Source organism: Bacteroides sp. 41_26 (assembly GCF_949740115.1).
Lineage (GTDB): Bacteria > Bacteroidota > Bacteroidia > Bacteroidales > Bacteroidaceae > Bacteroides > Bacteroides nordii.
In genome coordinates this window covers 53,820-78,695 of the sequence record NZ_CATJGZ010000069.1, presented here as the reverse complement: position 1 = coordinate 78,695, position 24,876 = coordinate 53,820, and the positions used below count along the sequence as shown (strand labels likewise).

Sequence of the window (24,876 nt, the reverse complement as noted above, 5' to 3'; positions counted from 1 at the left end):
TTACACAATTGGATAGCCAAATGCAGAAAAGAATTCTCTTTGAAAAGTAATCATCCACATTCAGGCAAACCGTTTCTCACTTATCCGGATTCATCATTGTCACAGCCATTAATCCTACCACTACTTCCTGCGATAAAGTTTCCAGCGATATACTTTCTACTTCAACACCCTTGCGCAATCTTCTATTTAACAACATAGCTGTACAATTCTCACCAAGTTCTACTATTTGTGGCATCTTCTCCGGCAAACAAAAACGATCCATTTCTGCTGTATAGTAAGAGCGAACTCCCTGACCGGGAATTGAAGTATTAGGGTTAATAACACTTAGATTCCAATAGTTAACCGGAGGAATCAATTCGAGTGAATCTCTTCCCCCATCCGCATAATTAATATAAATTACAGCATTAGCAATCTGACATTGCATCACATTAGTAGTCCCACAAACTAAAAAGTACAAGGCCTCTCCGGCATTCCCAACTGATATACTCTTTTGTGCAGGATAGTTATCCCACAAAGAAGTAAATAATATATTGCTACTGTTTGTGTTCCAACAAAAAGGTACTCCCTGAGTTGTCAATAATTCATTCTTTTCAGTCTTCAAATGAACAACTTTATCAAAACTGATAGCAGGAGGCGAACATTGCCAGTACGGAAACGTCCATGGAGAATATCCATCAGTACCCAGACGGGCCGACACAGTATTAGGTCTTGGAGAAAGATACTCCTGTTGATAAACTGTTCGAACGTCTGCATTATAATAAGCCGAAATATCATAAGTTTTCCAACTTGCCGTATCAGGAATCTCATCAACAGACAGATTGGCCCGTTCCCGATCTTTATCAGGATCATTCACCTTTATACGAAATACTCTCCATTGCGGCAATTTTCCTTTCTTGATAGAAGCAACAACTGTATGATACCCCTCATTGAAGGCTATTTTTGTAACAAAAGTCCCCTTATTTATCCGGATAGTTTCAAATACACCCTGGGGATCAAAGATATCCTTAATCTGTACATCTTCTAACTTAAATATGTTCTTTTGACCGGCATTTAATTCCCGTGTTTCTACTGGTACGTAAACAGCTCTATCTTCCAAAGTAATAACAACATCGACTTTATCTGAATGACGACACTGTAACTTTACAATACTGCATCCTATTCCGGGGAACACTTCCCATTTTGTATTTGCACCATTAATGCTAACTCCACTGATATTACTGCTATTAACCGGTAATAACAGTTCCATATCAGCTTTGGACTTTAGTTCCAGGCTATAGTTCAGTTGATTTCCTTTAGCAGTAAACGATACCCCAAAGTCCGGCAGGCTAATAGATGCCATATCCCATTCAGGAGGAAACTGAGGAGCAAAAACAACACGATTGTTAGGATAGTCCGGACGGTATCCGAAAAGTCCACTTACCAAAGTACGCGTAAATGTATGAACACAATCTCCAAAATCAATTCCCCCTTGAATCGCTCCAAGATTACCGGGAACTGTATGGTCAAAAGCGCTATGCATGAAAGTTCCTTTCATTATATCCCACCCATCGCCGGGTAATCCTGCCTGAAAATAACTCAAAGCAAGATGGTAGTTATCTCCCGGCCATCTTTCACGTACAGACCATATACCCGGAAGCCAGTTCGAATTCCAGACCTGTCGCCCACCACCCGGCATTTTATCATTCTGTAATGCCCATTCCGAATAGTAAACTGATTCCAGGTTTTGAAGAGGAGATGTTAATCCGGCATCAACAGGAAGAAAAATAGAATATAGCCACGGATTTTCATGTAATCTTTCATGCCCTCCTTGCTCTCTATAAGCTCCGGAATGCCCTTTTCCCCTGATCCATAACTTTTTTTGAAATCCATCTTTTATTCTTTTCAACATCTTGTCATGATATTGGGCCGAAGAATTATCTTTGGCTTGTAAGGCCATATCACGTGCCGCCAAATGTCCCCGGTAAGCATAAGAAGTCTCTTCGGCAGACCCTCCCCCATTGTACCACTGGGAATCCGTAGGCCACGAATTCAAATAACTTTCATACACTCCATCTCCATCCGGATCAAAACATTCTTCCTGCCATTGGAGATGCAATTCAAGAGCCGGACGCAAAAAAGAAATTAAGGCAGAATCATTCGTCCATCGGTACTCTTCTATTAGTTGATCAAAAAATTGCGACTGCATATTATAGAAGCTCTGGTCTTGCTCTATTCTCCCTACTCCATAAAATCTTGAATCAGGATGTTGTCCGGTTAAGAGTAAAGAAGGATCAGCCTTAGGAAGTATCTTATCAGATTTAGTCACCTGAGAATCAATATAATATTTAGCTTCTTCCTTCACTCTTTCGTGCCATCCATACATTGTACCACCAAATATAGAACGCCACCCGGGAAAGGGCCTGTTCCACTGCATACATCCATGTACAAATACAGGGGGATACCATGTACCATCCACTGATCTGACAGAAGACTGTGCAAGTGCGTTTAAATAAGGGTCCGGAGTCTTAATCTTAAGTCGTCCACAAATCGTTTGCAACTTTTTACTGCCACTTAGAAATTCCTTTTCAGCATTGTTCATTTGAATGATAGTACCGTTCTCATCTGCTTTTAAAACCAGATATTGCTCCACATTACCAAGAACCAAATCTCCGCTTACTATTATTTCCTCATCTTCCTCAACGCCCCAGCTTAGCAATTCAGGTTGCCCCATTACATCAAATATCCACGACAGGTGTTGTCCTTCATATATCTTCTCACCTCTAAAATCCCAGTTCAATTTGTCAGAGGGAAGCAATCCGGAAGTCTTAATAGCCAACGCCATACCTATACCGGAAGATATCGGTAGTACAGTGATAGTAATCTTTCCTCCTTTTATGCTCTCATCTGCCAGTTCCCACTTCATCTGTCCCATAGCATAAAAAGAGTTGATAGTATCAAAATCACAGATTGCTTTCTTAATACCCTCCCGTTCTACCGTCATAACCAAAGTTCCATACAATTTGCTATCCTTAGCCAACCGCATTAATGGTTTATCACCTGTTAAGACAAAAGCATTCGTATTGTTTATATAAAGCGGGCGGTTGTTATAACGGTCAATATTGTGACCGGTAATCCATTCGTTTTCAACCCCATATTCGGTTTTATAACATGAAGACTGGGCATAGGAACTAAATGTGCCGGTCAGGAACAGGGTAAACAGTATTTCAAAAAAATAATGGGTATTCCTCATAGTCATATTATTACTTTCTTAATGTGATTATTAACTCTCACTAAATACATCCCTGCTTCAAGAGGCAATTGGTAAGGAGTAGTATAAATATCTTTATCAATGATAACAGAACCATCCACCTGATAAACAGATAACCTTATCGAATCACCAATCATTTTATCTATATATAAAACACCTTCATATATACGAAAATCAGGAATAAGAATCATTGACTCATCCTCTACTCCAACAGGTGCATTATCGGATAAGAATTTATAATTAAAAGTAGTCTGATCATTAGACGCATTCCCCTTAGAGTCAATAACAAAATCGATCAAGCTACCTTCCTTTACCATACCCAAATCAAGATCAATTGCTATAACCCCATCAGCTGTATCAAACTTTGACTTCTCTACCCCATCCACATAGATCAAACAATTAACCTTATCACCCGAGGAAGCTAATTTAGGTACAATCTTTCCAACCATTTTCAAGCGTCCGTTTACTGTACTTTTCCAACGAATTACAGCTGAGCGTTCACTACCCGGAGTTGCTGTCTGTTTTGACACAACAGGACTATACAAATCTTTAGCCAGACGCCACGATGTTCCGGTATAGTAAGGCAGCGGAATGAAATCTGATGTCTTATATTGTCCGGCACGAACAATATTTCCATCTGCATATCCATATGACCATCCCTGATCCTCTTGCTCTCCATTGAAAAACCACCCGGAAAGTACATCTGCAACAGAATTCGGTTGTTTAATACCATCTATCGTAATGTTTTCTACCTGCGTTCCATAGGCTATTTTCTGAGCAGAGTTGTCTACTAATTCATCTATCTGATTTCCGCTTATTTCAACATTCTTGCAGGCTGTAGTAAAGATAGCACTTTCAATGCTCTTGCCATACCCTTCCACAAACTGAACATTATCTTCATTCTTCCAATCCTGATCAGAAAGACTTCTGACAACTGTATTATCGATAATTTTCAATCCATCAATGTAGGTAGTGGTAATACCGGCTATTTCTCCTTCACTCAATTCAATATGATTGCCTATTAACTGGATATTACGCATAGGAGTAGAACGAAAAGCTCCATAAAAAGAGTTTCCCCCCGGAGGTACTGTGCTGAACCAAAGAGCCCCGGCCTTTTTGAATGTATTATTCCTGACAATCAGATTATTAATATATTGTCCTTCACCATATATCCAGGTTTCCATATGAAAACTTTGTCCTGAACCTACATTCTGAACAATGTTATTCTCGATAATACCATCACTGGCTCCATTGATAAGAAATCCTCTATTGAAGGTATCATGTAGCTTACAATTACGAACTACGAATCCGGAACAGACATTGGCATGATGTTCTATTAACGATGCCTTGTCTGCCTCTACCTCATTACTCAAAACAATGTCATAAATACTTCCATCCAGATATTGTATCACATCTTTCTTTGCCTCAGCTATCTCTGTTGCATTCGACACACGCGTCAGACTCTCAACCGTCGCTTTTCCCCTATATTGTTGAGTCACATTGTCCCAGAAATCAATTTCCTGTCCCACTTTGATAGCTCCCGCAGAACACAATATCCTCAAATGAGTCTTACTATTATTATTTCGCGAACATACCCAACCAAAACGACCGTGTATATTTATTAAATCATCTGCCGTATACGACATCTCTGAATCTTCAATAACAGGTCCGTTTGCCAATTCATTCATATGAAATCCATCTGCACCAAAAGCATACAAACGATTGGTACCGGGACGCCTTGTGGCAATAAAGTGATGAAACTCATGCCCACCTTCTCCACCACTGGCTACACAACACATACCGCCCGAAGCATATACCCTGACATCATTGAAAATGATCTTCTTACATCCCGAGAGTGAAAGCATGCTACCTGTACGCGATGGCATCGATATATAATCTCCTACTTCTACGATATCAAAATTTCCGTTTGTCAAAGAGAGTGTCTTATCACCATTTTGACTGATAGTGCATGTACGGTGTCCATGTAACTTAAAGTCCCCATTAGGATCAAAGATTATAAAAGTACCGTTAGGATTGCTGATCAACGTTTCATATCCTTTCATTGGCTCCAGAAGCAAAGAACTATTACTATTCTTAGCTATTACCTTTCCTTGCGTAAAAGGAACCGGATCACAATCAAAAGTTATGTTTTCAAATGTAATATTCTCACAGTTATTCAACTGAACGCCATAAATATGAGGTGCATCAAACCAAAAAGTCACATTCTTTCCTTCTGCTCCAACAATTTTTGTCTTGCACAGACGAGTCAGACTAAAAGATCCGGAACCGCTGAACCGGCAATCAGCATCCACTACCAATACCTTCTCTTCATTGGGTTTACTCACATATGACCTTAAGGTTTTTAATAATTCATTCCCATTTGCCAGCTGCGCTTCTTTCTCCGACTCCATAAATATCTTTACATTTACCGGAGAATCAGGCGACCAGATAACCGCCTGTGCCGAAACCTTCAACACAGCAAACATAAAAAAGAAGCAGATACAACAACAATGTAATTTCTTGATTTTCATAATTCTTGGATTTTTAGTAAACGTAAAAGATAGGTTGAGAAATCAGAGCCTCATCTCAACCTATCATTGAAAAAACTATCTGACAATTACCTTAAAAGACTTGCCATCAACATTTACAATATAAAGACCTTCAGCCATATTAAAATGACAATCACCTGCTGTCGCTTTTAATGATTTCACCTGCTTCCCGTCTATCGAACAAACAATAATGGAAGAACCCTCATTCAGGTTATTCAAATCAATAGTACCAACACCTCCTGTAACTGCTATTTTATCAACATTAGCGTCTTTTATGCCAGTCAACACACCTATTTCTTTAACTTTAAAATCAAAAAACTGATCGGCATATGATTCATATTCAGAATGATCCCTCACTCCCGGAGAAGACACCCTGCTATATAGTAATGGCGCTAATTCATCTCCTGACAACATCATGATAACACCTAAATACTGAGGTTCGTAGGTTGCAGCCCACCCCCAACGTTCCAAGAAATGTACAATACGAATATATCCATCTTCATCCAATTCCAGATCCCAGGCTTGCCAGGTCTCTCTTATCCATTCACCATCCTGTCCCTTGGCCGCGGGTACAGCAGTACCTTTATCACTCCAGGTATAACCGGTGCCAACATTGTATAAATTAGTGTATCCTTCTGTATCGTCCACGTAATATGCAACTGCCATCAACTGATTTGGATTACCTTCCTCGTAAGGTTCCACTATAAAAGCCGGTTCTTCTCCATAATGAGCTAAAACTAAATTTTCCTCGCCCCTTACACAAAATGTATAAGTTTTGCCTTTCTCCAGAATCAGACGTTCGCCAGTCTGAGCAAACATCGCACCAGTCAAGGCCAATAAAGCAATAACAGAAGTAATAATCTTTTTCATAATCATAGTAATTTTTTTAATTAAACAATTTATCAATTGGCTATAGTAGTCTGCCAGAATAAGCAGACTACCGTTTTTTATTTATTCGATCAGTATCCCGGATTTTGGCCATCAAAGAATTCTACACCATCATTCTGTTCGAGCATTCTATGATTTATCTGTAGCCACGGTGTATAAATTGGAAAGAGATAACTACGATCTTTGTGGAAGGCAGAAGCTTTGAGAAATACAGGTTCATACTCTCCTGCCGCATTGACGGTCATGCCATAATATGGCTCGTTTAAAACGATTTCAGCAGTTCTCCAACGGATAAGATCCCAATAACGCTTACACTCAAAAGCAAACTCAATCCGGCGTTCACGACGAAGAATGTCTCTCAGTTCATTCTGTTCAAACGAGGTTTTGTCATAAGTATCCTGCAAAGTTGGTATTCCGCTTCTCACCCTCACATCATTAATAGCTTTCAAAACCTGATCGTCTATCTGATTTTGCTCAATCTTTGCTTCGGCGTACATTAATAAAACTTCTGCATAGCGAAAATAAGCAAAATTAGCCCCATCAGCATTTACCTCAAAATCGGCTGTTGTCAGGTCAGGATTAATGCCTTTACATCGAAAATAACCGGAACGATATTCACGGGAAGGATCATAAAGATCTTTCTGATTTACCTGATCATATACTTTTCCTGCAAATTCTGCCCCGTTATATATGACAGATTGATAGAAACGAGGTTCACGATTATCATATGGCTTCTTCGGGTTCCATAAAGGGCTATCTTCTTTCGGAAGACCATCCTTCATCAAATAATCATCAACCAGACTTTGTGACGGACACATTGCACCCCACGCTCCAAATTCTCCCGCCGGGCCAAAATACTTTGTACGCAAACCTGTCTTCGTCTTTTTATCATGTTGATAGGCAAAAATAGACTCACAATTATTATTATTATCTTCCATGAATTGGTCATTATAACTGGTGGCACCTGTAGCTGTAAACAAACTATGTACTCCACCAATTATCTGCTGACAGGTAGCTGCTGCGTCCGAATAGTTATTCATAAATAATTCGCACCAGGCTTTCAGGGTCAATGCAGCCGCACGTGTAGCACGTCCTTTACTTATTTCGTCAGGAAGATCATTCGCTATTTCTTTCAGTTCCTGAATTATGAATTTCCCGGTCTGCTCAAATGTAGAGCGGGGATAAAATATGTTATCACCTTGCTCCGATAGGTTTAAGGTACGGGTAATTATAGGCAATCCACCATAAGCCATCCACATTTCATGATAGTAAAACGCTCTTAAAAAACGGGCCTCCGCTACTCTTGTCTTTATCCATTCTTCTGAGAAGTTGGATTTATAAAGCGCTACATTCTCTATAAAGAAATTTGCCTTTCGTACAAATTTGAATACCTTATCATAAACAAAAGGCAGTGCCGGGTAACCATGGTTATACCAACCGGGATTGTATTGGTCAGCAGTCATTGAGCGTGTCTGCAAATCACGATATGTAACAGCCCAGTCAAATTTGCATACTGCATTATCGCTCCAATGTTCAAATGAATCATAAGAATAATAAGATTCTTCATTACCCCATCCTTCCATATCCGGTAACTCTTTGTATACATCATAGAGTGCCAGATCCGCAGAAGTCTCATTGCTGAATATTGTTGAAGCTGCAACCTGATCTTTAGGTATTACTTCCAGGAAATCATCACCACAAGACGAGAAACCCATGAATGCCATTAGCAAAATACCGGCATATCTGACATGTTTCATATATTTATCCATAATCGTTTTTATATTTATAGATTTAAAAATTAACATTTAAGCCAAAAGCGAAGACCTTTTGTTGCGGTACATACCAACCTCTTACATTACTATCTCCATCTCCTGCCTGACTCATCTCCGGGTCCATTAAATCTTTCAAACCGGAGAACGTCAGTAAATTCTGTCCTGAGAAATAAATACGAATGCTTTGTATTTTTAAGAAATTCACAACACTTTTAGGTAAGGTGTATCCCACCTCAACATTCTTTAAGCGGAGATAAGAAGCACTTCTCAAAAAGAAATCGCTGGTTTGTTGATTATTCAGGTTTCCTCCGGCTCCAAATATCCTTGGAAACTCAGCATCTGTATTTTCCGGAGTCCACCAATCCATTGCAATGGCTGCCCCATTGCCTCCTGTAGCAAAAGGCTTCACAATATCCGCACCCAATATAATATCACTGTGTCCTGTTCCCTGGAATAAAATACTGGCATCAATCCCTTTCCAGTTTACTCCTAAATTCAGCCCGTATACAATTTCCGGTAACATAGAATAACCTATTGCCGTTTCATCATCAGCAGTAATTTTACCATCACCATTCACATCGACATAGCGGATATCTCCGGGAGCTACTTTCGAAAAAGTATGATTGGGGATACCTTCCTTCAATTTCCCTTTTTCATCGAAATCACCTTCCTGAAAAAGCCCGTCTGATTTCAGTCCGAAACGTGTCCATAAGGGACGCCCTGTTCGTGCACGATTGGGGTCATCCTTAGTCAGAGGGTTCTCGTATGTTTCAATGAGTTTATTCTTTGCATAGGTAAAATTGAAACTAACATTATACCCGAAATCACGCGTTATCTGCTTTGTACTTTTCAATGTCAAGTCAATTCCCTGATTCTTCATAATACCGGCATTTACCTGTGCCAATGGTATGGCATATTCTACAGGAACAAGAGACCCTCTGGTTACAAGCATATTATTACGCTTTTCATGGAAATAGTCAAATTCAAGATCGAGCAAGCCATTCCACATCGTTAAGTCAAGACCTATATCTGCTTTACGGGCCTTCTCCCAAGTGATATCCAGATTCGGTTCTATACGTTCCTGCGCCCCTTGATAAGTATTGCCATCTACCTTCCAGGCATTACTATATATCCCCATCGCACTCGAATATTGGAAAGCTCCACCAGCAAGATTACCAGATTCTCCATAAGAAAATCTTAATTTCAAATTATCAATAAATGGAATATTATCTTTAATAAACTTCTCTTCAGATAACCTCCATCCGGCAGATACTGCCGGAAAGAAACCATACTTCTTGCCTGGTGCAAAATAATAATGCCCATCATATCTGCCGGACAATTCAATCATATACTTACCGGCATAGGCATAGGTACCTCTGAATACATATCCCATCTGAGTCTCTCTGCTCGAACCGCCTCCGTTATCCTTATCTTCCGGATTAGCGCCTCCAAAATCAATCTCATCAATTGCCAGATTATAATTGTTACGAGAGGCCGATAAATAATCATACAAGGTTTTTCTCGCTTCCCATACAGCCAGAGCACCAACAGCATGTTTCCCAAATGTTCTGTTATAATTCAACATTAACTGTCCTGTCAGCTCTCTCCAGTTTTTGGTACTTTGGCCCAAGCTATACTTATCACTTGAAACAGTTGCATCATACTTATCAGTCTTTGCATTGTAGGTGTAATAAGTAGGTTTCGGTTCATGCCAATCCTTATCCTTAACCGTAGTAGGATCATAATTTCCTATAGCTTTTGCACTCAAACCTTTTGTAATAAACGATAAATCCTGTTCAAGATAAGCCTGGAGCATTATTTTTGTCTGGTCATTACTAACCTTACCGCTTTCAGTATCAATAATAGAGTTACGGCTATTTGCCCTCAGACCATTAGAATAAAATATCTTATTTATTGGCAAATACTGAGTGGCAGTACCAAAAATATCCTTTCCTGTGGCTGAAGGCCTTTCAATCAATTCGTTCCAACCATTGATAGCCACTCCTACGGTAGTTGTTTTGGTTGCCTTTATATCTACATTAGAAGTCAAATTTATCCGTCGCGAATGAGACGTTGACCACATACCAGCTTGATACTGATATCCAAGTCCCACATACGCCTTAATTACATCACTACCGGCAGTCAGTGATACATTATGACTTGTAATAGGATTGTTCTTATTCCGCAATTCATCATAAGCATTTGTATTTGCATATAAGTCCGATGCAGGAATTTCTCCACTACAAACCTGACGGTACATTTCGACCACATCTTCCGCATAAGGCAATTTTGCTCTGGGATTCTGATTATAGGAGGCAGCATTTCTCGCAGTAACATACTGGTATGAATCCATCATCTTCAATAGAGTAGTCGGGTTCTGAAATCCTACATAACCATTGTATGATAAACTCACTTTTCCTTCTTTTCCTCTTTTGGTAGTAACCAGAATAACTCCATTTGCACCAGCCATACCATAGGGAGCTACCGCAGCAGCATCTTTCAAAACGGTCACGGATTCAATAGAGTTAGGATCCAGCTTATTTAAAGTATTACGGGGTACGCCATCTACAACAATCAAAGGTGAAGCATTCCCATAAGTAGCAACGCCCCGAATATTGATGGAAGTCTCATCATTACCAATCTCACCTGAGGTTTGGGCTGTAATAAGACCTGCAACACGTCCGGCCATAGCAGAACTCAGGTTAGAAACAGGTTTTGCAACCATATCTGTTCCCTTTACCACTCCAACAGAAGCTGTAAGTGATGTTTTTTTCTGCGTGCCATAACCAATGACAACTATTTCATCCAATGTTTCCGCATCCTCATCCATCACTATATTCAGTGTGGTTCCGGAACCGACTTTTGTTTCCAAAGTTTTAAATCCGACATATGAAAAAACTAAAATTGCACGAGCCGGATCACTTAAATTAAGGACGAACTCTCCGTTCACATCAGTTATTCCACCAGTAGTAGCCCCTTTGACTGATACATTGACACCCGGAAGAGGTTCTCCGGATTTGTCTTTAACTACTCCTTTTATCGTTTTTATTTGTTGTGTGGCAGAATGGGAAGATACCTGATCATCTCCCGCATACACATCGGGTACAGATATACCCAATATGACTAAAGACAAAAACACATTAAAAACGTTTCTAAAAAGGCTAAGCCCCTTTCTTTCCATGCAGTTCTTCATGTCTAATTAAATTAAGGATTCTCTAATTTTATTTTATTAATGACTTATCGTGATAAGAGTTTTATCGCTTTGTTCACAATCCAAAAGTATGTGTTTGCTAAAATAAATATTTGCTGAATCATGCAAATATTTAGCTTTAATATACGGATCGGACACTTTTTACTCTTTAAAAATTTATTTGAGATTCATGTACATTCAGGATAAAATACAGGATAAAAGAAGGGGCTTCCTAACGAAGTTTCTTCTCCCAGAGAGACAGCAGAAAATCTATCAAAAACAACATTCTATCCGATAAATGTTTTGTTTTGTACCCACCGAGGTATTAACATTGTTAACTCATTTTTTAACGGTGTGATTCCTGCTTTACAAGAGTGTACATTTTAGTACTTCAAAAATGTACATTCTTACAGGACAAAAGTGTACTATTAACACATGGATAAGCGTACACTCTTGTGAGCCTTAAGAGAGAGAGTTATTACACACTGTAAACCAGCAGATTAAACATACATTCATATTCGCAGTTCTACCCTATTCCCTCTTAAAAAAAATACCTGTAATTAGTTTTTCAACAACTTCACATTCGACGGATAAAACAAAGGTATACCCATACAGAAACAATATCTAACCAAACTAAGAATCACCTGTAATACCCTTTAAAAACAAGCTGGATTTTTATTAAAAATGGCCTCATATTCTTTCAAATGATCGCTCATCTGTAAAAACACAAGGCCATAGGGTCATTTAATATACACTATCCGAAAGTTGTAAACTCATTGTTTTCAATCGTTCACCGGATAGCCAGTATAGTATAATTACCCGGATCACAACTGAAAACGACGTGCCGGGATTCTTTCGGCTTCACCATAGGACAGAAGGATAACCCGGAGATATATTTTCCTTTCTTCCAGACTAATTGCCCGTTGATTCTTATCTCCCTGTAATTCCCAACAGGAACGCCTAACAGAGCTTTACAACCTTTCGGAATATTCGCGTCCATCTTAAATCCGGCTTTATCCTGAATAAAGGCGGTACTTATATTCCCTTTTTCAGTAGGAACAACCGCCTGTGCTTGTGTTACATTCCCTGGCTGAGGAAGGATATGAAATTCTTCAAAGCCAGGTTTTGTGGGAGCCACACCACAAAGATATTGGCTACATACTACAAGACCACCACCACTCCAACCGTGGTTTACTGTTCCGCCACCATACCCCTCATTGCCAATACCCCATCCTTCAAACAAAGTGGTAAAGCCCGGCCAATAAACCATTTTAGAGAAACGCTTTTTGTGACGAGCTAAAGCCTCAACCTCATATCCCATTTGCATCATTGCCTCAAAAATATACTTTTCCATGTAGGGACTTGCATGTTCTTCTGTCTGAAAAACCCGAAGAATAGCTTTGTATTTGTCTGTATCGGCTATACCGCTGACAACGGCCAGTGCCTGTACCCTATCGTCTGTGCGCTCGTTATATTCAGGATGACGATAAGACTTTCCATTCCAGAACTGATGATTAAAAGACTGTTTAAATTGGGTCAGAAAGAGCTGATACTTCTGTACATCTTCCGTATAGCCCAGTTCCATAGCCGCTTGTTCCATTCCCTGGATAGCAATATAATACCAGAGATTGAACAATAGTTTCATATCCCGGTTATCTCCCCAATCTCCCCATGTCCAGTCTCCTTCACGAAACTGCATTGTTCCCTTACCATCCGGTATCCAAAGGTCCAGGTATTTTTTTATTCCGGGATATAAATCTGTCAACAATTGCCGGTCACCCGTATAAAGATAGTAATTCCAAACACCGTAACGCCCGATAGTGGCAAGTACTTGCCCGGGAAGTTCATCAAACCAGTTTCCCGCAGGAACAGGAGCAAACATACTTCCATCCGGTCTCTGCCAATTGACTGTTTCATATAGCCACTTCTTTACTAATGCATGGCTTGATACTGAAAGAGCATAGTAGGCCTCCATTGATTCATTTACCGCATCACCCGCCCATTGAGCACGTTCACGGTCGGGACAATCCATAAAATTATCTCTCATGGTTATATACAGAGAACGTCGTGATTTATCCCACAATTTATTGAGGAAATCATCCGAACAGGAAAATTCACCTTCAAACTCTGTATCATAACCACTCTCTCTAAACTTAGCTGCCAAGACTTTTACTCCCTGCGGTAACACATAATACACCTTGTGTCCATTCACCCAAGCCAGATTTTCGTACTCCTGAGTACCTTCTTTGGTGATATACTCTGCACGTATACCAGTGCCTGCCCCATTATAAAACAAATAATTATCAGTATATATCCCTATAGTCTTCCCCGCCGGTGCATCCACTTTTATGTAAGGAGTCAATTGGCAATTATAAGGTAACTCACAAATAAGCGTATCGCCGTGAAAGTATTGCTTACTGTAATCTTTCAATCCATAATCTTTAAAAAGAGGGATGCTACGCTTATGCAGTTTATTCCACGGATAGCACCCGGCTTCTCCGAATACCCGTACACCTCCCATACCTTTATCATCAAAATCGGGCATCATCCAATCCGGAATTTCTTTACGGGCATCATAACAGATGCTGGACTCCGATAATCGAAAATTAGGTAATGGCTCTCCACAAGTTCCGTATGCATACAACCGGGAAGAAACCCAACTCTTATCACTTACTATTCTTAACCCGGAAGAGACACAATCAAACAGTAAACCGGCCTTTCCGCTACTAATATGCGAGAAACCATCCTTACCAAAGTACCAGGTTAATATGGCAATCGTATTCTGCCCCGGCTTTAAAAAAGGGGCGATATCTACTTCGTCGTAATAAGTATCCGTCGGATTAGGACCTCTTTTCAGAGAACCTTCAAATACAACTTGCTTACCATTGATCCACATCCAGTATTTACTATCAGCTGCAATACGGGCAATGGCCTGGTTGGGTACTTTGTCAATATCAACCTGTTTCCGAAAAGCAAACCAGCTGTTAGTAGTACTCTGGCTATCAAAATTAACGATCCATTTCCCTTCCCAGTTCTTGGCATACCCAGTCAACGAAAATAGCAGTAGTGCAGTAATAATCAGGATTCTATTCATAATAACGGTTTTTAAAATAGTATTTGTTTTTTATAATTTGTACCACTCCATACTTTAGAGTCCATCAAGTGATAAACAGGAGATAAATATACATCTTTGTTTTCCACCTTGAAAGTAGTATTACCCAAAGGAACAATCTTATCCTCTTGAGCCAATTTTATAACCTGGCTGTTTTCCAAGCCCAGAATCAATGGACCATAATACACACGAAACTGGTCCAGACTTGTATTATGGGAATTACTGACCGTTTTCTTATACAATTTCTGCTGATAAGATAATTCTATATAGCTATCTACTTCCGTACAATTATTGAGTATAATAAAACCGTTCTCTTCATTCAGCTCTACCTCTTGCCCATTCACTTTCAGCTTTTTATTTTGCATCCAGGCAGGTGAAGCCAGTTTTAAAACAACATTGCCAACCGTATTTTTCTTTATTGTAAAAGTTACTTTCTCAGTAAAAGGATAGTTTGTAGTCTGGTGCATCACAAAAGTTGCCCCATCCTTACTTTGTATAGAAAGTTCACTTTCATGATAGAATGGAACAAATATAGTATCATTTTTTATAAAATAAGCATACTCGGTAGCTCTTCCCAACCCTTCACCTCCTCTCATGGTGCAACACCAATGAGCTTCGTCAACATGCACTTTCAAACAAACATCATGAATCGCATTCCCCGGGCAATTATCACATCCAAATCCCCCATTGTTACGTTGCGTATGACATATCCCGTTGTAGTATATCAGTTCTGCATCATCACGATATTCCGGTTTCATCGTATGCTCCCAAAGTTGTACAGCCAATAAGTAGGAGTCGATAATTGCACATGGTTCCGTCCATGTATCAAAACGGTCAAACCAATTATAATTCTCATGGTTCTCCGTCATTCCATCCGATTTATATAACAACCATCTCTTTTCGGCCTCATCAATATAATACGTATCACCTGTTATTTCTGCATATCGCATCAATCCACGACAAGCAGTAAGCGTTGCATGGGTCTGTGCTTTAATTTTTATCGGATCTATCATCAGGAACCGATGAATCATCTCTTCTATTACTTCTTTCAATTCCGGAGTCCGAAGATACTCATAAGCATGAATCAAACCATCCATTCCAATAAAAACACATCCGATATCCGAAGAGAGCATCCAGTCACCTTCTGTTTTTTGAATTGTCCCGGCTTCTCTTCCGACATTTGTATCACGCACCGCCGGATCAATAGGATAAACCGCATAAAAGCCTTTACCTTTTACAAATAAATTATTCGCTATCGAAGTTATAATTTGCAGGATCTTTTCATCCTTTTTCCAGGCATAATACTCACACAGCCCACGTAGCATCCATCCATTTCCGGATAATTGCTGTTCGTTCATCTTATCTTTGTAAATAATACCCATATACCCGGCCTCATTCAGATGACCCGGAATTCTATTTATGATCTCCTCCAGATAAAGGGGTTCTCTACAGGAAGCTCTTGCATCAAGTACTAAACCCAATATGGTACGCCCCTCTGTGTCTCCCGGCCAACTTCCGGAGGCCTCTTCTGAGAGGAATACATTATCGGGTTGATACTTGGAACTCTCAAGCCTGTCAAAATTCCTCAGAATCCGTGTCCTTAACTCCCCCTGCATGCTAATATCTCTAAATGTAATTTGAGAAAACAGCCCTTCTTTATTTTTATCAGGACTACTACATGATGACGACATGCACACAACAAAAATAAAAAGTACATAAATTAATCCATCTCCAAACGGAAGAATCCTTTTTGCAATCTTTCTCATAACCAATCTCTTTTTTTGTCTCAAAAGTATGAAAGGTTGATCATTATGGGCCACCCTGTTATTCTTTTTATTACTCCTTTCGTTCAAAAGCGTTTTTTCATCCGAAATGTACAATAGAGCAAAACAAATGTACTCATACCAAAAGAGCTGAAATAAATCGATTAATTTTGCAATAAATCTTAAGACCAGTAACAATTAAACCAGTCTGGGGTTGTACTTCACTAAATTCAGCTTCATGGTAAACTTTAAAACTCAGGAGTATGCATAAAAACATTCTTATCATTCTGGCTCTTTGCTGTATCTTCAGCCTCCATGCTGAAGAGAAAAAGGAAAATGCATCTTATTTCTTTCATAACTTAACTATAAATGACGGTTTATCACATGCTGATGCCAATACGGTAGTACAAGACAGCAAAGGATATATCTGGATAGGAACCTATTCGGGATTAGATAGATATGACGGATACCGGTTAAAATCATTCTACAATGAACTAAGCTACATTAACAAATCCTATCTAAACAGGATATCCGATATTTCGATTGACAAAACAGGAAAACTATGGCTTGCCACTTTTTCGGGTATCCAGCTTTTCAATCCTTATCTTGAAAGCTATATTCCTATAAAAATAAGAAATGAAACGCCTAAAGACAGTGAACACGAAATAAAAAAGATTCTTTATGTAGACAATTCACACTTGTTCATCATTGATAACCGGCAAAAAATAGCTCTATATAAAATCCTCAATGAGAATACTTTATCACGTGAACCATTTTCACTGGATGCTAACTGCTATTCATTATTCAAGGATACCCAACAGAATACATGGATAAGTACTGATAAGGGAATCTGGCGGCTTAACTCCCAGAATCAGCTTATGCATATATTTCTTCCTCAACTCAACAACCGTATAGACTATACTTTTATAGATCATCACAATAACCTGTTGGCGGGGGGAAATTCCGGATTGTTCTATTTCACCTGCAACACAGACACCATCAACCATAGTGACAATTATGAACTCAAAAACGGAACCAATATTCCATTAAATTCATCTTTTGCCACTATTACCCACATAACCGAGTCAACCCATGGAGATTATTGGGTATCAACACTGAAAGGATTATTCCACATCCTGAGAAAGAAAGATGAATTTCATACCGAGACAATCTATGCAGGTGATTATCCCAATAGTCTGAACTCTGATTATATAAACGGATTATTGATAGATAAAAGTAATAACCTGTTTATAGCCTCTTATGGAGCAGGAATCAGCATATTAGACCTCAACAAGAAACCGTTCCATATCATACAACGCATTCCATTCACTCCAAATACTCTTTCTGAAAAAATAGTCCGGGCAGTAGTTGAAGATAAAAACGATTTATGGATAGGAACAAACTCAATGGGCTTAAATCGCTATAATCTCCTCACAGACCAATTTACTATCTACCAACCTAATCCGGGAAATGGGCTTAGGAGTGGATCTATCCGGGCTTTAGCGATAGATAAGGATGATTATTTATGGGTAGGACACACGAAAGGAATAGATATGCTACCTCTTAACAACAAGAATTCTGTGTCATTCCTCAATGGGCAAATAGTCACATCCTTTCCTGAAACCGAAGTGTCCTCCATTGCTGTAGATTGCTTCAACCAGATATGGGTAGGTACATGGTTCAACGGACTTTGCAGAATATACAAAGACTCTAAAGGTAAATACCAAACAGAAATATTGAGACAGAGCAAACCGGATTATCCGGCCTTCACGCCCGAAAGAATCCTTACGGTATATGCAGATTCCATCCGGCCGGAAATACTTTTCTCCTCCGGCGAAAAACTCACACGCATCTTTCTGAATGAGGATGGAACAGTGAACAAGACATTAATCTATCAGGCAAATAACAACAAGCAACACTCCCTCAGTTCCAATTTCATCTGTTCCATTGAGCGGGAAGATGATTCTACCCTATGGATAGGCTGTATCGGTGGAGGACTAAACAAAGTTACTCTCCTGAATGACGGCAATTACGAAGCACAAAGTTTCTTTGATAAAGAAGGACTTAAACTGAAAGATGTGGAGTGCCTGCAAAAAGATGGCCAGGGAAATATATGGCTCGCAGGTAATGGTATCGTCAGGTACCACCCGGAAACGAATACATTCAAACCATACACAATTGACAATACCTACACAAACAGTTATAAAGTAGGAGCATCGTATAAAGGAAAAAGCGGGAACATTTATTTTGGAGGGATCAACGGGCTCATCTACTTTAATTCCAAAGAAATAGCAGAAAACCCTTTCCTGGCCCAACCTGAGATTTCAGCTATATCCATTAATAACCAATTGGCAGAGGTTCAAAAAGAGAACCGGTTATTACCCCAAAGCATTACTTACCTTGAACAGATTAAACTACATTACAACCAGAATAATTTCACTCTTTTTTTCACCCCTTTGCATTATGCCAATCCGGGAAACTGCAAGTTTCGTTACAGGCTATTAGGTTATGATAAGGAGTGGAACGTAATTGAAGGTAATAACCCATATGCCAGCTATGCCAACCTCCCCTACGGAGATTATATATTTGAATTGCAGGCAGCTAACAACGATGGATTGTGGAATAATGAAATCAGGACTTTAAAGATACTTATTACTCCTCCCTGGTGGTTATCTCTTCCTTCAAAAATAATATATGGTATACTTATCTTAGCCTGTCTTATCATTATCTACTATTATCTTCTGCGTTGGGTCGGATTAAAGAAACAACTTGAGTTCAAAAACATGGAAGAAAAGAAGAATGAAGAGATGCACCAACTACAACTACAGTTTTTTACAAACATATCTCACGAATTTCGTACACCGTTGACTCTTATTCTTGGCACAGTAGAGCAAATGTCACTAAATAAAGCAGAAAGAGGTAGGAAAGAATATATTAATATTCTATCTAAAAATGCTCAACGTCTAATGAGGTTGGTCAATGAGTTAATGGACTTCAGAAAAGCAGAGACCGGAAGTTTTCACCTCATCGTACAAGAAAAGTACATAAATGATTATTTGGAGATGATTACAAATGAATTTCATAGCTTAGCGCAAACAAATGAAATCCATTTTGAAATTTATATGGATAAACAATATGAAAAAGTTTGGTTTGACCCACAACTGATAGAAAAAATCTTCCTGAATCTACTAAATAATGCATTCAAGTATACCAAGAAAGGCGGATATATCGAAGTCAAAGTCTTATCAGAGATCAAAAGATATAAATCTGCATTTGCTAACAGTTATACAATCGACAGTGGATTTAATGGTAATAAATATTTTTACATATGTATAAAAGACGATGGGATCGGGATATCAAAAGATTCCATAGACAAAGTATTCAATCGTTATTATCAGATAGAAGATTCAGAACATGACCCACATCTCGGCTCCGGCGTTGGACTTGCCTTAGTAAAAAGTCTCATTTTACTCCACAAAGGCCGGCTCACTGTTTACAGCGAAAGAGATAAAGGCTCTGAGTTTATTGTGGCTATTCCATGCGAATACAACGATTATTTAGAAGAGGAAAGAACGCTTATTTCACAAACTCCTGCCATTCTGACTCAGCATTTCTCCGGAGCTGATACATATACGGAAACAGAGTCCAAACTTTCTCTCGTCAACAAAGCCAACCTCCATATTCTGTTAGTTGAAGACAATGACGACGTAAGGCATTTCTTATCCCAGTCTCTAAGTGAGGCTTATAATATCCGTGAAGCAATCAACGGTGTAGACGCCCTTGCCAAAATAGAAGAAGATAAACCCGACCTGATCATCAGTGATCTGATGATGCCACAAATGGATGGAAATAAATTATGTTCCCGCCTGAAAGAGAATAGTATAACCAGCACCATTCCTTTTATCATGCTTACGGCAAAGGACACTTTGGATGCAAGAATAGAAGGTCTTAATTCCGGAGCAGATGCCTATTTGAGTAAACCAGTCAGCATTCAATTATTACTTTCTACTATCCAAAACCTATTGACTCAGCAGAAACGAATAAAAGAACATTTATCCTCCAATTATCTTTCAACAGCTATTGACGATACGATGCAAATGAAAGATAAAGATTTTTACGACCAATTGATTTTAGTAATAGAATCGAATATTGCCAACATAGACCTGGATGTCGATTTCATCAGCAAAGAGTTAAGCCTGAGTCGTACAAAACTTTATCAACGGGTTAAAGATCTTACCGGTAAACCGATTATGGAACTTGTACGTTCTATACGCCTGAGGAAAGCTACACAGATCATGGTAGAAGAAGATATCTCCATTCAGGAAATTATCACAAAAATCGGAATACAAAGCCAGTCTTATTTTACGAGTTCATTCAAAAAAGAATTTGGTAAAACCCCTACCCAGTTTCTAAAAGAATTGAAAGGAAATCCAACAGATACCAACTCTTGATCATTCATAAATGATCAAATCGTGAAAAGTCTACATCCTTCTTATAAAGTAGTTATACATAAAGAAAGGATGTTGGCTAACTTTCTAAAAGTGTATTATTTTAATCGGAATAATATCAGTGATCATTCGTCTTTCAGATAATCAGCCAATATTATTTTCCCCATTTTGTATCTCTTCTTACCATCCGACTCACTATAAGGAAGTTCAAAAACAGGTGTGCCATCTTCCTGCCCGACAGAAACATACAAACTATATTCTCCAGGGGTACAGGTACGAGAAAAGCAATTAATCTTATCTTGAAATCTGGGGGCTACCCGAAAACCGGAATTCAATGTTGAAAAGGCTATTTTAGTTCGCTCTGCCACAGAAAGAAACTTTACATTAAAACTCTTATCCACCAATACTGATACAACTCCTCCTTTTGCATCTTTCAGAGTAAAGCAAGGATAGCCTCCGCGATAGCAAGGAGTTACCCCGGAGTTATACCATTGTGACTGAATAAAAAACACTTCTCCAAGATGGACAACAAGTGGATATTTCAGGGATTGTAACTGAATACGATATCCCATTCTTAGATTGATTTTACGAATAATGTCTTTATTCTCTTCCAGAAATATATCCGGCCACCAATGAATTGACATATAAGCAGCATGGTAATCCTCTACTGATTTTAACAATAAATCTTTATCCCATGCACCTTTCTTCTTCGACCCTCCATAATGTTCATGTTCCAGAATAACTGGTAATGAAGGCCAAAACAATTGAGCCATTTCACTATGGTACCAATGCCTGGGGATTTTCTGTACCAGTATACTGTCATCCCGCATCGAAACACCTCTCGAAAAAGCATAATCCATTATAGGAAAACGTTCACCTGGTAAATCGTGTCCCGCATAATCATCAGAAATACATAATAATGTTTGTTTGAAATGACGAAGATATAAATCGATATATTTCTTTTGTACTTCTACACCCCACGATTTACCATGTTTCGGAGTAGTCAATACCGTATGCCCTTCTCCCCACATTCCATAATGGCCTATATCTATAAATGCTACATTCGGATTACCATCATACCTCTCTCCCATAGCACGAACGAAATTTTCCACCTTTTCCAGAAAGACAGGATCGTCATAATCAGGTTCATAAATCGTACCGTCAACATCATATCCTTTAGCACCGGCATCAAATACCCATTCGGGAGTAGCTTTATACATCCAACTCTCTGTTGCAGTAATCCTTATCGAAATCTTCTTGCCTTTATCAATCCATCTTTGAGCTGGTGTATCTAAGGTTTCCCAGCAAAATTTTCCTTCTTCCGGCTCAACAAAAGCCCACGGTATACGAAGGTATACTGTACTTAATCCGGGAAAATAATCCAGTGTATCAGCCGGTTCCAGCCGGGAACCATAGTTTTCAAGTAAGTTGGAATAGAAATGCATCGTCCATCCCATATCAGGATTTATCAGAGCTTCGCCATGATCAGTCGGGTAAACTACACATAGTTCATTTACCTGTTCTAATTCCTCAACAGTTGCAAGATACGGTCTATTCTGCTCCGGAAAAGCCTGTAATACTGAGAATTTATCTCCAACAGCCAATGCAGCTGCTGATAATCCGACACGCCGTATAAAAGTACGCCTGTTTATTGATTTCATTTTTAGTCTATTTCTTAAAGAAGTATTAACGAACTACCGGAAATGCAACAATACGAATTTTAGTACATCCATAGGGAATCAGGCAAATCTGTTCCTCATTATTACCAACCAATCCTTTATAATATCCTTCTCTGTCAGTAACAGGTTGTTTTAAGACTCCCGACTCACCAGACTTCCACCAAGGTAACTGTTTTGCCGGTGCTACCAACTCAATAGGGGCATGTGCCTGATTCCAGACAAAAAGAGAATCTACAGGATCAAGATAAGACACTTTTATATGGGTTGCAGGATCATTTATTACACATTCATGTAAGGCATAATTCCATTTCGATTCAGGGAAAACACTCCAATAGTTTCCTTGTATATCACTATGCCCTTCTTCCCAACGCTCTTTAATTTTTAGTCCATATATTAGGGGACCTCTCTCCACCGTATGAGAGTTACGGGCCCAATTAGAAATGAATATGCTCATTGGTAAACGTAATTCTAACACATCGCCATTCTTCCACTTACGATTCACAACAATCAATGAGTCCTTACCATCAACTTCTCCTTTTTGGCCATTTATATATATTTGCGCTTTTTCACACCAAGAGGGTATCCGAAGGTGAAAAGGAAAAACAGTCTCTTTATCTAATGTAAAGTGAAAACGGATATTTTCTTCAAACGGATAATTGGTTTCCTCCCAAATTGATAAATTTGCATCTCTGAGTTTAGTAATTATACGGGAAGGAGCATAAATCAAGGCAGCAATTCCTTCATCGGGAGTTGAATACCAGAGAGAAGAAGTAAATTTTGTCCAACCCTGATGCATATTAGCGTAACAACAGGTATAACCGCTGGCCGTTCCATATACATTTGATGTTCCTTGATAAGCAGTTAATGAAAAATCAAAAGAACCTAAACAGGCTTGTGGCTGATTGGGTATCTGAAAATATTGTTTATAATTATAATCATCTGTAGTTTGTGCCGGAAGTGCATTAAAGGCAATACGCTCCAATGCATCCATATAACTATTTTTTCCGGTAATGGCTATTATATTTTCCAACGAATACATAGACTCAACTATTGTGCAGAGTTCGGTTCCCTGTGAAGGTTCATTTCCGTGTATGTCCTCATCACCGGAAATACAACCATTCGGTAAACCATGAAGTAACATCAAATCTTTAAAGCATCTGTCTTGAATCGCTAAAAAAGCAGTATTGCCAGTCCGTAAATAATCAATAGCCGGTGATTTCATTGCCATTGCAACATTAACAGAATGACGTTCCATCCAGTTTTCTCCATTCTGATTGGCGGCCGCTCCCATCACCCAATCTCGTTTTTCGAACCATTCGGTCCATTGAAATGATTGTTTTCTAATTCTATCGGCGAGACACAAAAGTTCATTCTTTCTAGTAATTCTGTAAAGCCAAAGAATCATATTTATATTTTCAATACCACGAGCTTGTGACCATTCCGACCAATGACCAATCGAAATATTCTTCAATGCTTCTTCCTGATACTGAAAATATTTACTCATAAATGTAATAACACGTTCATCATGAGTAGCACTATAATATTGTTGCATAACCTTTAGCATGATCATACGTGGCCACCAATCCTCTCCTTTATCCGCAATTTGTGTTGTTATTAGCTTCCCACTTTCGCGTTCGTAAGTCGTAATGGGACCAAAATAGCCGGAAGGCCGCTGATTGTCAAGACTCCAATTGATATATTTTTCAACTTTAGCTATTAGGCCCTTGTCCTTAGTGAGATATGCCAAAGGAACTGCTCCATCAAGCCAATACGGAGTTTCTTCCCAAGCATCTCCTTTACCTCCCAACCAAGCATTATCATTTTTTACTTTGTCATAAATCTCATCCAGATGCCCAGAAGATCCATCACACATTATATCTAACTGATTTTTTAACCAACCTTCCGGCTGAATATCGCTGATTGGTACAGGCACATATTTTAGCTCTATAATATCATTATCTTTCAATAAAGGCTGCACACATCCCAATAATCCAAATAAGCCAGTCAAAGCGATAACAAGTTTGCCATTGTTCTTCATCATCATTTCAATTATAAAGTTTACCTGACAAAAATACGACCAACAACCAATATCGCTTTGTTCGAACGTACATTTCATTTGCCGGAGCATCCTCATTTACACATAAAGTGGCGAAAACCCATAACCGGAAATACCTGAATACAGATGTAATACTTAATTTTATTACCTTTGCAGCGTTTTTACTGATTAA

Annotated in this window: 10 protein-coding genes; 1 reads left to right on the top strand and 9 read right to left on the bottom strand. The window is 39.0% G+C overall.

The annotated features are described in order from the left end of the window. Nucleotides 1-76: 76 nt before the first annotated feature. The 7 genes from QX565_RS09485 to QX565_RS09455 all read right to left on the bottom strand — a co-directional run bounded on the left by QX565_RS09485 (nt 77) and on the right by QX565_RS09455 (nt 16,524). Nucleotides 77-3,235, bottom strand: a complete 3,159-nt coding sequence (locus tag QX565_RS09485) for a hypothetical protein (RefSeq protein ID WP_289292640.1) — start codon at nt 3,233-3,235, stop codon at nt 77-79. Then, nucleotides 3,232-5,778: a right-handed parallel beta-helix repeat-containing protein gene (locus QX565_RS09480; protein WP_289292639.1), complete on the bottom strand. Its 2,547-nt coding sequence runs from the start codon at nt 5,776-5,778 to the stop codon at nt 3,232-3,234. The genes QX565_RS09485 and QX565_RS09480 overlap by 4 nt, the downstream gene beginning before the upstream one ends. Nucleotides 5,779-5,853: 75 nt before the next feature. Beyond that, complete coding sequence (locus tag QX565_RS09475) at nt 5,854-6,666, bottom strand: DUF6383 domain-containing protein (RefSeq protein WP_195348993.1); 813 nt, start codon at nt 6,664-6,666, stop codon at nt 5,854-5,856. 89 nt (nt 6,667-6,755) lie between these two features. Continuing rightward, complete coding sequence (locus tag QX565_RS09470) at nt 6,756-8,441, bottom strand: RagB/SusD family nutrient uptake outer membrane protein (RefSeq protein WP_289292638.1); 1,686 nt, start codon at nt 8,439-8,441, stop codon at nt 6,756-6,758. Nucleotides 8,442-8,475: 34 nt separating this feature from the next. Continuing rightward, entirely contained in the window at nt 8,476-11,649 is a 3,174-nt protein-coding gene (locus QX565_RS09465) for a SusC/RagA family TonB-linked outer membrane protein (RefSeq protein ID WP_289292637.1), read from the bottom strand. Between the two features lie 787 nt (nt 11,650-12,436). Continuing rightward, on the bottom strand, nt 12,437-14,740 hold the full coding sequence (locus QX565_RS09460) for an alpha-L-rhamnosidase-related protein (protein ID WP_195351165.1): 2,304 nt from the start codon (nt 14,738-14,740) through the stop codon (nt 12,437-12,439). 11 nt (nt 14,741-14,751) lie between these two features. After that, a complete protein-coding gene (locus QX565_RS09455) occupies nt 14,752-16,524 on the bottom strand; it encodes a beta-L-arabinofuranosidase domain-containing protein (protein WP_196039643.1) in 1,773 nt (590 codons plus the stop codon). Between the two features lie 260 nt (nt 16,525-16,784). On the opposite strand from QX565_RS09455, the gene QX565_RS09450 reads away from it, so the two are divergent. Continuing rightward, the gene (locus QX565_RS09450) at nt 16,785-20,972 is read left to right on the top strand and encodes a hybrid sensor histidine kinase/response regulator transcription factor (protein WP_263667010.1); all 4,188 of its coding nucleotides are present in this window, start codon (nt 16,785-16,787) and stop codon (nt 20,970-20,972) included. Nucleotides 20,973-21,094: 122 nt separating this feature from the next. Here the strand turns inward: QX565_RS09450 and QX565_RS09445 are convergent, their stop codons facing one another. Continuing rightward, nucleotides 21,095-22,630: a beta-galactosidase gene (locus tag QX565_RS09445; protein ID WP_122201175.1), complete on the bottom strand. Its 1,536-nt coding sequence runs from the start codon at nt 22,628-22,630 to the stop codon at nt 21,095-21,097. 25 nt (nt 22,631-22,655) lie between these two features. After that, on the bottom strand, nt 22,656-24,692 hold the full coding sequence (locus QX565_RS09440; RefSeq protein ID WP_182416610.1) for a beta-L-arabinofuranosidase domain-containing protein: 2,037 nt from the start codon (nt 24,690-24,692) through the stop codon (nt 22,656-22,658). Between the last annotated feature and the right edge of the window lie 184 nt (nt 24,693-24,876).

Excerpts from the sequence above, each read along its gene's own strand:
- QX565_RS09485 (WP_289292640.1), bottom strand. The coding sequence starts at position 3,235 with ATGACTATGAGGAATACCCATTATTTTTTTGAAATACTGTTTACCCTG.
- QX565_RS09480 (WP_289292639.1), bottom strand. The coding sequence starts at position 5,778 with ATGAAAATCAAGAAATTACATTGTTGTTGTATCTGCTTCTTTTTTATG.
- QX565_RS09475 (WP_195348993.1), bottom strand. The coding sequence starts at position 6,666 with ATGAAAAAGATTATTACTTCTGTTATTGCTTTATTGGCCTTGACTGGT.
- QX565_RS09470 (WP_289292638.1), bottom strand. The coding sequence starts at position 8,441 with ATGAAACATGTCAGATATGCCGGTATTTTGCTAATGGCATTCATGGGT.
- QX565_RS09465 (WP_289292637.1), bottom strand. The coding sequence starts at position 11,649 with ATGAAGAACTGCATGGAAAGAAAGGGGCTTAGCCTTTTTAGAAACGTT.
- QX565_RS09460 (WP_195351165.1), bottom strand. The coding sequence starts at position 14,740 with ATGAATAGAATCCTGATTATTACTGCACTACTGCTATTTTCGTTGACT.
- QX565_RS09455 (WP_196039643.1), bottom strand. The coding sequence starts at position 16,524 with ATGAGAAAGATTGCAAAAAGGATTCTTCCGTTTGGAGATGGATTAATT.
- QX565_RS09450 (WP_263667010.1), top strand. The coding sequence starts at position 16,785 with ATGCATAAAAACATTCTTATCATTCTGGCTCTTTGCTGTATCTTCAGC.
- QX565_RS09445 (WP_122201175.1), bottom strand. The coding sequence starts at position 22,630 with ATGAAATCAATAAACAGGCGTACTTTTATACGGCGTGTCGGATTATCA.
- QX565_RS09440 (WP_182416610.1), bottom strand. The coding sequence starts at position 24,692 with ATGATGATGAAGAACAATGGCAAACTTGTTATCGCTTTGACTGGCTTA.